Below are 13,151 nucleotides of genomic sequence, written 5' to 3'. Positions count from 1 at the left end.
GGGGACCCGACGGTTCACCGGGCCGCGTCCAGCTCCGCGCGCAGCCCGTGGAACACCTTGGGCCGGTTCGCGCACACCACGCCGACGAGCCGGCCCCCGTCGCGGTAGGCCCGCACCGCGAAGTCGAGACGTCCGGGTGCCGTGGGGTCCCCGTCGACCTCCAGGGTGTCGGCGTCCTGCGGCGCACCGGCGACCTGGAGGTTGTTGCCGTACTGCTGGGTCCAGAACCACGGCTTCGGTGCGTACGGATCGGGCGAGCCGAGCAGGCTGCGGGCGACGGCGGCGCCTTGCTCCTGGGCGTTGAACCAGTGCTCGAACCGGCACAGTTGACCCTCAGGACCGTAGGGGCCGCGGGCCACGTCCCCGGCCGCGTGGACGTCGGGCGCCGAGGTCCTGCCGTGGGCGTCGACGACGATGCCGTCGTCGACCTTCAGTCCCGCGCGCTCGGCAAGCGCCGTCTCGGGGACCATGCCGACGGCGACGACGACCGTGTCCGCCGTCAGCGTGCCGCCCGTGTCGTCGGTGGCGACGACACGCCCGTCCCGCCGCTCGAAGCGCTCGAGCCGCACGCCGGTGCGGATCTCCACGCCCTCGGACCGGTGCAGGCGGGCGACCGCATCGGCGACCGCACCCGGCAGCACCCGGCCGAGCGGCTGCGGCTCGGACTCGACGACCGTCACGTCACAGCCGAGCCCGCGGGCGGTGGCCGCGACCTCGAGACCGATGAGACCGGCCCCGACCACCAGCACCCTGCCGCCCGCGGACAGCGTGCCGCGCAGCGCGTCGGCCTCGGCGAGGCTGCGCAGTTGGTGGACGCCGGGCAGGCCGTCGGTTCCCGGAAGGCGGCGGGGGCGGCCGCCCGTGGCGAGCAGCAGCCGCTCGTAGGGGAGGACCGTTCCGTCGGCGAGGAGCACGGTCCGCTCGGTCACGCCCACCTCGGTGACCGCGGTGCCGGTGCGCACGTCGACGCGCTGCTCCGCCCAGCTTTCCGCGGGACGCAGCAGCGTACGGGCGGGCGGCAGCGCCCCGGAGAGGACCTCCTTGGACAACGGCGGTCTGCGGTAGGGGAGTTCGGGTTCGTCGCCGACGAGGGTGAGCTCGCCCGCGTACCCTTCGGCGCGCAGCGTGAGCGCGGCGGTGGCTCCCGTGATGCCCGCGCCGACGATGACAACAGGGCCGGTCAGCGGGGCAGGGGCGGTGGTGGCCACGGGCTCTCCAAGGGGTCGAAGTCGATCTGTGCTCAATCGCATGATGGGCAACGGTAACTGCCCGCGCGGGCCGCTCCCGAGGCCCTCCACTGGGGCAAGGTGACCGGCAGACGTCAGTTTTGCGACGCCTCCCTCGAATCGACGGCGACCGGGACCGCGTCCGCCCTACGATCGCCCGCATGCCCCTTCAGCGCATGCCTCTTGAGCGCACGCCCTTCCAGCGCATGCTCCTTCACCGCATGCTGCGGACCGTCATGGTCCTCGCCGTGGCCGTCGCCGCCGCCCTCGTCGGGACGGTCGGGGGCGGTACGAGCACGGCGCGGGCCGAGGAGGGAAAGCCCTCCCAGGGGCGGCAGTTGCTCTTCTTCAATCACGCCTACGGCGTGCTCGACCGGGAGACCGCGGATGCCATCGAGCACTCCGCCTATCTGCGGGAGTTCGCCGACTTCCAGGTCCGCACCACCACCGGCTCCGACGGACAGACGTGGACCGGGCGTTATCTGATGGGCCGCGAGACCTACCTCGAACTGTTCGGCGTCGGTGATCTGCCGGGCCAGGACGGCGCCTTCGGTTCCGCGGGGATGGGCGTATCGACCGAGCGGGCGGGTGACGGGGCGAAGGTCATCGAGCGGCTGCGGGACCTGGGGGTGACCGAGCCGGTCGAGTTCCAGCAGACGCGTGACTTCGGCGACGGCGTCCCGGTGCCGTGGTACGACGCCGTGCTCACCACGGACCGGTACGACTCCTTCGGCGCCTGGGGGATGGAGTACCGGCCGGAGTACTTCGCCGACCCGCGCAGCAAGACCGAACCGCCCAACTACCCCGGTGACGTGGGCCGCGAGCGCTATCTGCCCGACGACTACCGCGACCACGAGATGCGCGACGTCACATCGGTCCGCCTCGCCGCCTCCGCGCGTGACGTGGACAACACGGTGCCGCTGCTGCGCGCCGGCGGGTTCGCCGTCCGAGAGGTGGGCGACGGCGCCGTGGCGACGCGGGGCGGTGTCACGGTCCGGCTCGACGCCGCGCCGCGCGATCAGGCGGGACTGCGGCAGGTCACGTTCGCGCTCAACGGGCCCGTGGGGTACCGGCACGAGGAGCGGATCGGCCGGTCGACCCTCGTCGTCGGCCCGGGGCTCGGCGCCGTGTGGAGTTTCGACGCACCGAAGTAGCCGCGCGGGAGCGGGGACGGGTGCAGGGGGGGCGGGCATGCTGCGGGTGTATTTCACCACCGAGGACCTTGCGCGGGTGCGGGTCGCCTCGGGGCCCGACTACCTCTGGGAGATCAGCAACAGCGTACAGACCCTCCAACGACGTGACGGCTCACGGGTGTTCGGCGCGTGGCGCCGGTGGGCGGGCCCGCGTCTGTCGGGCAGCTGCCGACTGCTGCCTCCCCTGCTGCCGCCGTACGGCAACTCGCCGGACTTCCTCACCCCCACCCACGGCGACTGCGCCACCCTCCAGGCGGCCGTCGAGACCCTGGTGCGCACACCCCGGCCGCGGCTGCGCACCGATCTGACGCGGGTGGCCGCATCGCGTCGACTCCCGGGCTGGACGGAGTCGTTGGCCGGGGGAGACGGCGAGGCCCTGCGGAGACTGGGGGGGGCGCTCCACACGTACCACCTGGAGGCGCTCGCGCCCTTCTGGCCGCGCATCCACGCCCATATCGACGCCGACCGCATCGTGCGTCTGCACAGTCTTCTCGACGGCGGCACCGACGGCCTGCTCGCCGGTCTCGGCCCCCAACTCGGTTGGAAACCGCCGGTGTTGGAGGTCGACTACCCCGTGGACCATCAGCTGCGCCTGGACGGCCGTGGTATCACCCTCCAGCCCTCGTTCTTCTGCTGGCCCACGCCCGTCACGCTCGCCGACGGCGAACTGCCGCCCGTCCTGGTGTACCCCATGGACCACGCGATGGACTGGACCCGCCCCGCGCGACCCGACCGCAGGGACGACGACGCTCTGGGTGCGCTCATCGGGCACACCCGCGCCGCCGTCCTCAAAGCGGTCCGCACCGGCTCCTCCACGATCGAGCTCGCCCGCCTCCTGGCGGTCACCCACCCCGCCATCAGCCAGCACATGAAGGTGCTGCGCGGGGCGGGCCTGGTGACCACGGTGCGCAGGGCCGGACGGTCGTTCCACGTCGCGACCGCGGAAGGGCGTGCGCTGGTGCGCAGTTGCGAGCGCGGCGGGTCGTAAGCCTCAGCTTTCATTCCTTGCGGATGGCGTGAGCATGCCAGCACCCTTGCCGGGTTGTTGCACACGCGTCCCCCACCGCGTGGTGTCCCAACAGCGCGCCGTGCGCGGAGTGTTGCCGCCCCGCCGACGCGGCGCGGGCCGCGAGGGCGCCCGCGCACGGGCGGGGGACGCATCGACGATCCGATGAAGGAGTGGCGATGCGTACTCCCCACACCCACACCCGCACCCGGACGCTCCCCCTCCCCCGAACCGCGGCCGCGGCCGCCTCACTCGGCCTCGGTCTCGCCCTCGCCGGCACCCTGACCGCCCTGCCAGGCCCGGCCCAGGCCGCCGTGCCCCACGCGGCCGCGGCGGAATCCTCCGGGCACGGCCTGAACTCCTTCCAGGAGCGGCACGGGCTGTCCCGCACCGGCGTGGTCGACGGCGCGACCGCCAGAGCCCTGCACCGCGCATCCGATGCCGAACTGCTGCGGACCTTCCGGACCGCGGCCGACCTCGGCCCGGAGGAACTCGGCAGATCACCGACGTACCCACCTCGTCCAAGTCCTTCTACGGAGTGGCACCCTTCGGCAGCAATCCGGGACTGATCCAGATCGACGGCTGGCAGACGATGCCGCCCGGCGACGTCTGCCGGGCCGTCCAGGTCTCGGCCTTCCCCGACCGCTATGCGCAGTGGGAGCAGTTCGCCCGCGACCTGCTCGCCCAGGAAGGCCCATCGGTCCCGCCGATCCCGTGACCCATGGGCGTCAGTCCCTCCACCCCTCACCCCAGGAGCCCGTATGCGCAAGAGACTTGTCGCCTCGGCGATCGCCGTTGCCGCGGTCGGAGCCCTCGTCACCCCCGCCGCGGCGCACGCGGAACCCGCACACCCCGACGCCGTGTCGGTCCTCCGGCACGGCTCGAAGGCCGGGACCGCGGTCGTCAGCGGACGCAACGAGCCGGGCACCCGCCTGAGCGTCGGCGGCGTCGACACCGCGGGCGCGCACACCCTTCCGGTCGACTACCAGGTCCAGGAGACCGGCTACTGGTGCGGCCCCGCCGCCACCCGCATCGCGCTCTCCGCACGCGTCGCCCCGCCGAGCCAGGGCGACCTTGCCGCGCAGCTCGGCACCACCGAGGCCGGCACCGATCACATCAGCCAGGTGACGGGCGTGCTCAACGGCAACCTCGGCACCGGCTGGTACGAGACCAAGGAGATGCCGAACGACCCGCCCACGCAGGCCCAGAAGGACCTGCTGTGGAACGACATCGTCCTGGACATCGACAACAACTACCCGCTGGTGGCCAACATCGTCGCCCCGCCCGGCAACCAGCCGCCCGGCTACCCACCGGACCAGACGATCTACCACTACTTCACGGTCATCGGCTACGACGACGCGAACCGCACCGTCCTCATCGCCGACCCCGCCTCCTTCGGCGGCAACCAGATCTACTGGCTCTCCTTCGATCAGCTCGCCACCTTGATCCCGCCGAAGGGCTGCGCCGCCTGACCGTCGGGCCGCCCGTGTTCCCCCCTCGGCGCTGGGCGGCCCGACACACGCGGGGCGGCGGCCAGCAGGTTTTACGCGGCTGTAGAAGGGTGGCTAGGGTGCGGGCAATGTTCTGCGACAGCGTTGTCTGCGGGAGGCATCTTGAGTCACATGCCGTGCTCTACGAGACGTCACGCGAGAACCGCGAGAACCGCGAGAACCGCGAGAACCGCGAGAACCGCGTGAGCCGCCCGGCCAGGGAAGCCGCCGCCCGCTTCGAGCGCATCGCGGAGACACTGCCCGCAGGCCGCAGGGCCGTCGCCATGGTGGACCTCGCCGACCGGTCGGTGGGCCGCCTCGACTACCAGATCTGCCATCCGTGCCGGCTCGGCTACATCGGCAACATCGCCGTCGCCGCCCACTGGCAGGGCCAGGGCCTGGGCCGCCACGCCTTGCACACGGCCCTGGCCGGCTGCGCGGACTACTCCTGGTCGACGTCACGGCAGTCGTCCGAGGGGCGGCGCTTCTTCGCCGCCATAGAGGACGAGACGGAGACCGCCTTCCCGCCCAGTGGGGTGCGGTGCCCGCACATGGCCCCCTGAAGCAGGGCCAAGACATCGCTTTGCATGACCATGCGCGATGATGCATACTCTTCCTATGTCTAAGGTCCTCACCTCCCTTCCCGCCGGCGAGCGCGTCGGCATCGCCTTCTCGGGCGGCCTCGACACCTCGGTCGCGGTCGCGTGGATGCGCGACAAGGGCGCCGTCCCGTGCACCTACACCGCCGACATCGGCCAGTACGACGAGCCCGACATCGCCTCGGTGCCCGGCCGCGCGAAGAGCTACGGTGCCGAGATCGCGCGCCTGGTCGACTGCCGTGCCGCGCTGGTCGAGGAGGGCCTTGCCGCGCTCACCTGCGGCGCGTTCCACATCCGCTCGGGCGGGCGTGCCTACTTCAACACCACGCCGCTCGGCCGTGCCGTCACCGGCACCCTGCTGGTCCGGGCGATGCTCGAGGACAACGTCCAGATCTGGGGCGACGGCTCGACCTTCAAGGGCAACGACATCGAGCGGTTCTACCGCTACGGCCTGCTCGCCAACCCGCACCTGCGGATCTACAAGCCCTGGCTCGACGCGGACTTCGTGACCGAGCTCGGCGGCCGCAAGGAAATGTCGGAGTGGCTCGTCGCGCACGACCTGCCCTACCGCGACAGCACGGAGAAGGCGTACTCCACCGACGCCAACATCTGGGGCGCCACCCACGAGGCCAAGATCCTCGAGCACCTCAACACGGGTGTCGAGACCGTCGAGCCGATCATGGGCGTGAAGTTCTGGGACCCGTCGGTCGAGATCGCCACCGAGGACGTGACCATCGGCTTCGACCAGGGTCGCCCGGTGACGATCAACGGCAAGGAGTTCGCCTCCGCCGTCGACCTGGTGATGGAGGCCAACGCCATCGGCGGCCGCCACGGCATGGGCATGTCGGACCAGATCGAGAACCGGATCATCGAGGCCAAGAGCCGCGGCATCTACGAGGCGCCCGGCATGGCCCTGCTGCACGCCGCGTACGAGCGTCTCGTCAACGCGATCCACAACGAGGACACCCTCGCCCAGTACCACAACGAGGGCCGGCGCCTCGGCCGCCTCATGTACGAGGGCCGCTGGCTCGACCCGCAGGCGCTGATGGTCCGCGAGTCGATCCAGCGCTGGGTCGGCACGGCCGTCACCGGCGAGGTCACGCTGCGGCTGCGGCGCGGCGAGGACTACTCGATCCTCGACACCACGGGCCCGGCGTTCAGCTACCACCCGGACAAGCTGTCCATGGAGCGCACCGAGGACTCCGCGTTCGGCCCGGTGGACCGGATCGGCCAGCTCACCATGCGCAACCTCGACATCGCCGACTCGCGCGCCAAGCTGGAGCAGTACGCGGGCCTCGGCCTGATCGGCACCGGCAGCCCCGCCATCGGTGCCGCGCAGGCGGCCGCGACCGGCCTGATCGGCACCATGCCGGAGGGCGGCGCCGAGGCCATCGCATCGCGCGGCGAGGTCTCCGAGGACGACGCGATGCTGGACCGCGCCGCGATGGAGTCCGGCACGGACTGACCGGCCACGCCGAGAGGAACCACCAGAAGGGCCGACCCGGCGCCGGGTCGGCCCTTTCTGATCCCCAGGCCGCGCCGCCCGTAGTCACCCCCCGCGCGGGGGAGGCCGCTCACCCGGCCAGGGGGCCCGCGGGCCCACCCCGACGGCTTGACTTGCCGCATGCGAAACGTTCACCGCACCCGCCTCCGCATGGCCCTCGTCGTCCTCGGCCTGCTGACCGTCCCGCTGACCGCAGGGCCGTTACCGGGAGCCGTGGCCCCTGCAGCGGCGGCCCCCGGCGCCGAGCAGCCGCCGGACGGAGACATCCGCGCGCGCATCGAGGCCATCCCCGGCATGCGGGTCACGGCCGAACGCGCCGCCCCGCAAGGGAAGCGCTACTTCGACCTTGCCTACCGGCAGCCCGTGGACCACCGGCATCCCGAGCGCGGCACGTTCGAGCAGCGGCTGAGGCTGCTGCACAAGTCGACCGACCGGCCGACGGTCCTCTACACATCCGGCTACGGCCTCGTCTCGAACCCCGACTTCCGCTCCGAGCCCACCCAGCTCGTCGACGGCAATGAAATCGTCACCGAGCAGCGGTACTTCGACAAGTCCGTGCCGAAGCCCGTCGACTGGTCGAAGCTGGACATCCGGCAGGCCGCCGACGACCACCACCGCCTGATCCAGGCGCTCAAGCCGCTCTACGACGGCCGCTGGATATCGACGGGCGGCAGCAAGGGCGGCATGACCTCGGTCTACCACCGGCGCTTCCACCCCCGGGACGTGGACGGCACGGTCGTCTACGCGGCCCCCGACAACGTGAACGACCGCGACGACAGCGCGTACGACGCGTTCATCGAACGCGTGGGGACACCGGCCTGCCGCGCCAGGCTGAAGGCCGTACAGCGCGAGGCGTTGGTGCGGCGCGACGAGATGGTGGCCCGGTACACGACGTGGGCGGCCGACAAGGGGCACACGTTCGGGATCATCGGCAGCGCCGACAAGGCGTACGAACTCGCCGTGCTGCGGGCCGTACCGATGTACTGGCAGTACGGCGACGCCCAGTGCACCGACGTCCCGGAGCCCACGGCCTCGACGCAGCAGCTGTACACCTGGCTCGACCGGACCACTGGCCTCGCGAACTTCACGGACACCACGCTCAAGCCCCTGACGCCGTACTTCTACCAACTGGGCACCCAGCTCGGCTATCCGCAGTACAGCACCCCCCACCTGACCGGTCTGCTCCGCCACCCCGGCGTCCAGGACGTACGCACCTACGTGCCCCGCGACATTCCGCTCCGCTTCCAGCCGCACGCGATGGCCGACATCGACCGCTGGGTACGGCACCAAGGGAGCCAACTCCTCTTCGTCTACGGCGAGAACGACGTGGCGACCGCCGAGCGCTTCCGGCTCGGGCGGGGCAGCCGCGACGCACACCTCTACGTCGCCCCGGACACCAACCACCGGGCACGCATCGAGTCGCTTCCCGCGAAGGACTCCGCCGCCGCCAAGGCCACGCTGCGGCGCTGGGCCGGCCAGTGAGGAGTTCTTCCACGGCGACGCACGGGTATGGCGGGACGTCGCGCGCTCCGCGAGGATGACCCCCTTCCACGAAGGGCATCGCGATGGGAACTCACGCGGCGGCGAGACGAGGAAGGCCGGTCGTGCTCGCGGCGATCGGCACCGCCCTGCTCGCCGCCCTGCTGTCCATCCCGAGCGCAGGGGGAGCGCCACGGTCGGCCGACGCCTGCGCCGCCACCTCCGCCACCTCCGGCACCGAGCTGCCCAGTGGTGACTGCGGGCCGTTCTGGCAGGTCCTCGCCGAGGACTTCAACGGCGACCGGGTGCCGCTCGGCGCGTTCCGTGACTGCGACCACCACGCCGACACCTCCGCGGCGTACTGCGGCGGCCTCAAGGGCGACTACCGCGACAACTGGTGGGCGTACCCGACCGGTTGGCGTGACACGGCGAACGACCGCGGCCGCGATGTCGTCGGTGTCTACCACCCGGAGGACACCGTGAGCGTGGGCCCTGCGGAGAACGGCGACGGCCGGATGCGCATCCGGATGTGGCGGCCCGCCGACGGCGGCCCCGTCCACGCCGCGGCGGTCGTGCCGCGTGCCGTCATGCAGATGAAGTACGGCAAGTACAGCGCCCGCATCAAGGTCACCGACCCGGCCCCCGGATACAAGTCGGCCTGGCTGCACTACGGCGGCGGCTGCGAGATGGACCACCCCGAGGGCAACTGGACCGGCTCGCTCACCGCCTTCCACCATCCCTGCGGCGGCGGCGAGCAGGGCTCGTTCCGCGGCGCCGACGACTGGACCGAGTGGCACACGGTGTCGACCGAGTGGACCCCCGGACACGTCCGCTTCTTCGTCGACGGACGTGAGACGGGACATGACACCAGGGGCGTGCCGGACGACCCGCTGTCCTGGGTCCTGCAGAACGAGAGCGCCCTTGAAGGACCCGGAGCGGCGCCCGGCAGCAGCGCGCAACTGGAGATCACCTGGGTCGCCGCGTACGCGTACAACTGGAAGTGACATGGGGGCAGGGCCCGTTCCGTCGGGAACGGGCCCTACCGATCAGCCGATGTCAGACACGGTCGGCCGCGATGAGGAGGTACTGGAAGGACCCGTCCTTGTACGAGTTGATGAACGCGTCCTCGATTCCCGTGACCAGAGAGGACGTGGCCCGCAGCTCCCAGTACGGCAGGGTGTCGGGGGTGAGATCGACGACGGCCTGCGGGACGAGGCGGTTGTCGGCCATGGCGCGCAGATACTCGCGGCGCGAGTGGATGTTGCACTCGAAGTGCGCGTTGATCTGGGAGACCCACTTGGAGGGCTGGCCGTACCGCGGGTTCCAGCAGCCGGTGATGGTCACATAGCGGCCGCCGACCTTGAGGACGCGGGAGTGTTCGGCGAAGAGGTCGTGCAGGTCGACGTACATGGTCGACTCGTTGTTCCACGAGGCCGCGGCCTGCCCGGTCTCGAAGGGCGTGGAGAGCATGTTGCAGACGCGGGCGCGGACGTGGTCCTGGATGCGGAGCTCGCGCGCACGCCTGTTGGCGAAGTCGGCCTGCTTGGCCGACAGTGTGACCCCTTCGACCGTGCAGCCGAAGCGCTGGTGCGCCATCACCATCGAGCCGCCGCGGCCGCAGCCGGCGTCCACCAGGGTGTCGTCACTCCCGATGTCACCGAGGTGCCCCAGGAGGAACTCGGCCTGCGCCGACTCCAGTCGGTGCAGCTCGGCGATCAGCTTCTTCTCGCTCTCGCTGTCCTCGGCGTCACCGAGCGCGGCGTGGTCGACGCCGCCGATGCCGTAGTGGTGGTGGTACAGACCGTCGACATCGCCGAGACGCAGGTTCACGGGCCTGGCCTCCCCGTCCCAGTAGCGGGCGATGTCCCCCTGGTAGGGCGTCGCCGGGCCGGGGATGCGCAGGGGGGTGCCGGTGGAGGTGGCGGTGAGTTCGGTGCTGGTCACAGATGAATCCATTTCTCTTACCGGAACTTCTCTTACCAGAAGTCGGGCAGGCTGTAGCGGTAGGTGTTGGTCTGGTGCCAGTAGTGGTTGCCGTCGACCCAGGCGGCCACGCCGCGCAGGAAGCGCTGCACACTCGGCACGGGGCAGGCGGCGGCCAGGGCCGCGGCTTCGGCCTCGAAGTCGTGCATGAGGTCGTTGTGGACCTCGACCGCCTTCAGATAGGCGTCCTGGGCGGAGAGGTCCTCCCGCTGGGCGATCACGACCGGCAGGTTCAAGTGCACGCCAGGAGCGTCGAGTTCCTTGGTGTACGAGTACAGGTCGTTGACGATGGTCGTCGCGTTCCCCGCGAGAGCGATGACCTTCTGCATGGCGGGCTGTGCGTGCAGGTCCGCCGGCAGTTCGTAGCCGCCGACGGTGTCGGTGATGGTCGGGCAGGGGCGGAAGTTGTTGAACTGGCGCATCGCCAGGTACTCCCACACTTCGGGTACGTGTTCCAGCTGGGCCCAGGCGGCTTCGGCGAGGTAGCCCAGGTGCAGCCGTGCCATGTCGTGCCGGAACCGGTCGGCCTGCGCGGCGCTGCCCACCTGGACGAAGTACTCCATGGCGGAGCTGTAGGCGCGCCGGGGCGCGTCCGCGTGGAGCGACTTCGCCCAGTGCGGCTGGTACTCCTGCGTCGTGTACAGAGGATCCAGGGCGGTGTGCGCGAGCAGCAGACGTTCGCCGAGGCCGACGGGCGAGCCCCCGTGGTCCTCGCAGTAGCAGTCGTCCACCGCGTTCTCGGCCACCATCAGGCGGGTGGCGATCATCAGGTGGTCGACGGTGGGCGCGTCCGGATGGCAGGCGACCATGTAACGCCCCACGGAGAACCCGTCGAACTGCTCCTCCCAGTCATCGGGATACAGGGAAACCTCGTCAAGGGCCCAGGACTTGATCCTGCGGCTGACCTCATCGACCCGCACCGGGTCGGGCTCGGGCACCGGGTGGAAGTAGAGCCCCGGGATCGGCGTGCCTTCCGCCGGAGCCACCGGTTGCGGCGGCGCCGGTTCCGGAGGTGTCGGCGGCTCCTCCCGCAGCATCAGCCGCAGGCCCCCCGTGCCCAGGCCGCTGGGGCCGCGCAGGAGCCGCTCCAGGCCGGCGCTCGGGGCAGGCGCCGCGGCAGCAGGGGCATCGAGGGGAGGCGGGCCGCCGATGGCGGCCTTGATGTCGCGGGCGCGGGCCGCGGCGTCGGCGAGTACGTGCATCCATGGCTCCTTCGGGGGGTGGGCGGCCTCGCGGGCCGGGGCCGCTACCTGGGCCAGCGGGCGATCTGCACGTTCTCCATCACGCCGACCGCGTCCGGCACGAGGATGGCGGCGGAGTAGTAGGTGCTGACGAGGTAGGACGTGATGGCCTTCTCGTCGACGCCCATGAAGCGGACCGACAGGCCCGGTTCGTACTCGTCCGGCAGACCGGTCTGATGCAGTCCGATGACGCCCTGGTTCTCCTCGCCGGTACGCATGCAGAGGATCGAGCTGGTCTTCTCCTCGGTGATCGGGATCTTGTTGCAGGGGAGGATCGGGACCCCGCGCCAGGCCGGGACCTGCTGGCCGCCGAGGTCGACGTGGTCCGGATAGAGCCCGCGCGCGTTGAACTCGCGCCCGATCGCGGCGATCGTCTTGGGGTGTGCGAGGAAGAACTTCGACCCGCGACGGCGGCAGAGCAGCTCGTCCATGTCGTCCGGTGTCGGCGGACCCGAGTGTGTCTGGATGCGCTGCTTGAAGGCGGCGTTGTGGAGCAGGCCGAACTCCCGGTTGTTGACGAGCTCGTGCTCCTGGCGCTCGCGCAACGCCTCGACGGTGAGCCTGAGTTGCTCCTCGGTCTGGTTCATCGGCCCGTTGTAGAGGTCGGCGACCCTCGTGTGGATCCGCAGAATGGTCTGGGCGACGGAGAGTTCGTACTCGCGCGGCTTCAGTTCGTAGTCGGCGAACGCGCCGGGCAGTTCGTGCTCGCCGGTGTGGCCGGCCGACATCGCGATCTCCGCCTCGCCGCGACGGTTCTGCCGTTGGCGGGAGAGCGCCGCGAACTCCGCGAGATGGTCCCGGAGGCTCGGCGCCGTGGACAGGACGGCCGCGAAGTCGGCGCGTGACAGGGTCAGCAGGGTGCCCGAGGTCTCGGCGGTGGCGGTCTGCTCCCACCGGGCGTCCTCGTCGATGAGGGCGTTCTCCCCGAACTGGTCGCCGTCGGCGAGTACGTCCAGGGCGACCTCGTCGCCGTACCTGCCGACGGTGGTCTGGCTGATACGGCCGTGGGCGATCAGGTGCAGCCGCTCCGCGGGCGTGCCGCGCTCGACCAGCGTCTCGCCGATCCGGAAGTCGCGCTGGACGCACCGATCGGCGATGGCGGTCAGCACCTCGTCGTCGTCGAAGCCGCGCAGCAGGGCCAGTTCACCCAGTTCACGGGGGATCACCCGGACGTCGGAGCCGTCCTGGACGAACTCCACGGTCCCGTCGCCGACCGTGTACGTCAGCCGACGGTTCACCCGGTAGGCGCCGCCCTTGGTCTCCACCCAGGGGAGCATCCGCAGCAGCCAGCGGGAGGTGATCTCCTGCATCTGCGGGGCGGACTTGGTCGTGGTGGCGAGGTTGCGGGCGGCCGCAGTACCCAGGCTGGACTGCCGCGGCAGCTCCACTTGTGCTTCCGGGCTCGAGTCAACAGTCATCGGGCGAGCTCT

At 71.0% G+C, this 13,151-nt stretch carries 11 protein-coding genes and 1 pseudogene; 8 read left to right on the top strand and 4 right to left on the bottom strand.

The window, feature by feature from the left end; genetic code table 11:
* Positions 1-14: 14 nt before the first annotated feature.
* The gene (locus AB0G47_RS36280) at positions 15-1,208 is read right to left on the bottom strand and encodes an FAD-dependent oxidoreductase (RefSeq protein WP_360778870.1); all 1,194 of its coding nucleotides are present in this window, start codon (positions 1,206-1,208) and stop codon (positions 15-17) included.
* 239 nt (positions 1,209-1,447) lie between these two features.
* Between AB0G47_RS36280 and AB0G47_RS36275 the strand changes: the two genes are divergently transcribed.
* The 8 genes and pseudogenes from AB0G47_RS36275 to AB0G47_RS36240 all read left to right on the top strand — a co-directional run bounded on the left by AB0G47_RS36275 (position 1,448) and on the right by AB0G47_RS36240 (position 9,501).
* Entirely contained in the window at positions 1,448-2,380 is a 933-nt protein-coding gene (locus AB0G47_RS36275) for a DUF5829 family protein (RefSeq protein WP_360779164.1), read from the top strand.
* A gap of 37 nt (positions 2,381-2,417) precedes the next feature.
* Complete coding sequence (locus AB0G47_RS36270) at positions 2,418-3,407, top strand: helix-turn-helix domain-containing protein (protein WP_360778867.1); 990 nt, start codon at positions 2,418-2,420, stop codon at positions 3,405-3,407.
* Between the two features lie 308 nt (positions 3,408-3,715).
* Positions 3,716-4,143, top strand: a pseudogene (locus AB0G47_RS36265) (hypothetical protein).
* A 43-nt stretch (positions 4,144-4,186) separates the two neighbouring features.
* Positions 4,187-4,897, top strand: a complete 711-nt coding sequence (locus AB0G47_RS36260; protein WP_360778864.1) for a C39 family peptidase — start codon at positions 4,187-4,189, stop codon at positions 4,895-4,897.
* Positions 4,898-5,052: 155 nt separating this feature from the next.
* On the top strand, positions 5,053-5,478 hold the full coding sequence (locus AB0G47_RS36255) for a GNAT family N-acetyltransferase (protein ID WP_360778860.1): 426 nt from the start codon (positions 5,053-5,055) through the stop codon (positions 5,476-5,478).
* Between the two features lie 55 nt (positions 5,479-5,533).
* On the top strand, positions 5,534-6,979 hold the full coding sequence (gene argG, locus AB0G47_RS36250; RefSeq protein WP_360778857.1) for an argininosuccinate synthase: 1,446 nt from the start codon (positions 5,534-5,536) through the stop codon (positions 6,977-6,979).
* A 159-nt stretch (positions 6,980-7,138) separates the two neighbouring features.
* On the top strand, positions 7,139-8,500 hold the full coding sequence (locus tag AB0G47_RS36245; protein ID WP_360778854.1) for a S28 family serine protease: 1,362 nt from the start codon (positions 7,139-7,141) through the stop codon (positions 8,498-8,500).
* A 122-nt stretch (positions 8,501-8,622) separates the two neighbouring features.
* Positions 8,623-9,501 carry a glycoside hydrolase family 16 protein gene (locus tag AB0G47_RS36240; RefSeq protein WP_360778851.1) on the top strand — a complete coding sequence of 293 codons (879 nt, stop codon included), beginning with the start codon at positions 8,623-8,625 and terminating at the stop codon, positions 9,499-9,501.
* A 52-nt stretch (positions 9,502-9,553) separates the two neighbouring features.
* On the opposite strand, the gene AB0G47_RS36235 is transcribed toward AB0G47_RS36240, so the two are convergent.
* The 3 genes from AB0G47_RS36235 to AB0G47_RS36225 are packed head-to-tail and all read right to left on the bottom strand — an operon-like array spanning position 9,554 to position 13,139.
* Entirely contained in the window at positions 9,554-10,453 is a 900-nt protein-coding gene (locus tag AB0G47_RS36235) for a geranyl diphosphate 2-C-methyltransferase (RefSeq protein ID WP_360778848.1), read from the bottom strand.
* A gap of 20 nt (positions 10,454-10,473) precedes the next feature.
* Positions 10,474-11,682 (bottom strand): family 2 encapsulin nanocompartment cargo protein terpene cyclase, encoded by a 1,209-nt coding sequence (locus AB0G47_RS36230; RefSeq protein ID WP_360778845.1) that lies wholly within the window; start codon positions 11,680-11,682, stop codon positions 10,474-10,476.
* Positions 11,683-11,726: 44 nt separating this feature from the next.
* Positions 11,727-13,139: a family 2B encapsulin nanocompartment shell protein gene (locus tag AB0G47_RS36225; RefSeq protein WP_360778842.1), complete on the bottom strand. Its 1,413-nt coding sequence runs from the start codon at positions 13,137-13,139 to the stop codon at positions 11,727-11,729.
* Between the last annotated feature and the right edge of the window lie 12 nt (positions 13,140-13,151).

This window comes from Streptomyces sp. NPDC021622, assembly GCF_040640795.1.
In the GTDB taxonomy this organism is placed as follows: Bacteria; Actinomycetota; Actinomycetes; order Streptomycetales; family Streptomycetaceae; genus Streptomyces.
Note: the sequence above shows the minus strand (reverse complement) of the source record. Positions and strands in the feature narration are given on the sequence as shown.

What these genes read in the sequence shown, in the direction of transcription:
- AB0G47_RS36275 (WP_360779164.1), top strand. Translation starts at nt 1,448, where the DNA reads ATGCTGCGGACCGTCATGGTCCTCGCCGTGGCCGTCGCCGCCGCCCTC.
- AB0G47_RS36270 (WP_360778867.1), top strand. Translation starts at nt 2,418, where the DNA reads ATGCTGCGGGTGTATTTCACCACCGAGGACCTTGCGCGGGTGCGGGTC.
- AB0G47_RS36260 (WP_360778864.1), top strand. Translation starts at nt 4,187, where the DNA reads ATGCGCAAGAGACTTGTCGCCTCGGCGATCGCCGTTGCCGCGGTCGGA.
- argG (WP_360778857.1), top strand. Translation starts at nt 5,534, where the DNA reads ATGTCTAAGGTCCTCACCTCCCTTCCCGCCGGCGAGCGCGTCGGCATC.
- AB0G47_RS36245 (WP_360778854.1), top strand. Translation starts at nt 7,139, where the DNA reads ATGCGAAACGTTCACCGCACCCGCCTCCGCATGGCCCTCGTCGTCCTC.
- AB0G47_RS36235 (WP_360778848.1), bottom strand. Translation starts at nt 10,453, where the DNA reads ATGGATTCATCTGTGACCAGCACCGAACTCACCGCCACCTCCACCGGC.
- AB0G47_RS36230 (WP_360778845.1), bottom strand. Translation starts at nt 11,682, where the DNA reads ATGCACGTACTCGCCGACGCCGCGGCCCGCGCCCGCGACATCAAGGCC.
- AB0G47_RS36225 (WP_360778842.1), bottom strand. Translation starts at nt 13,139, where the DNA reads ATGACTGTTGACTCGAGCCCGGAAGCACAAGTGGAGCTGCCGCGGCAG.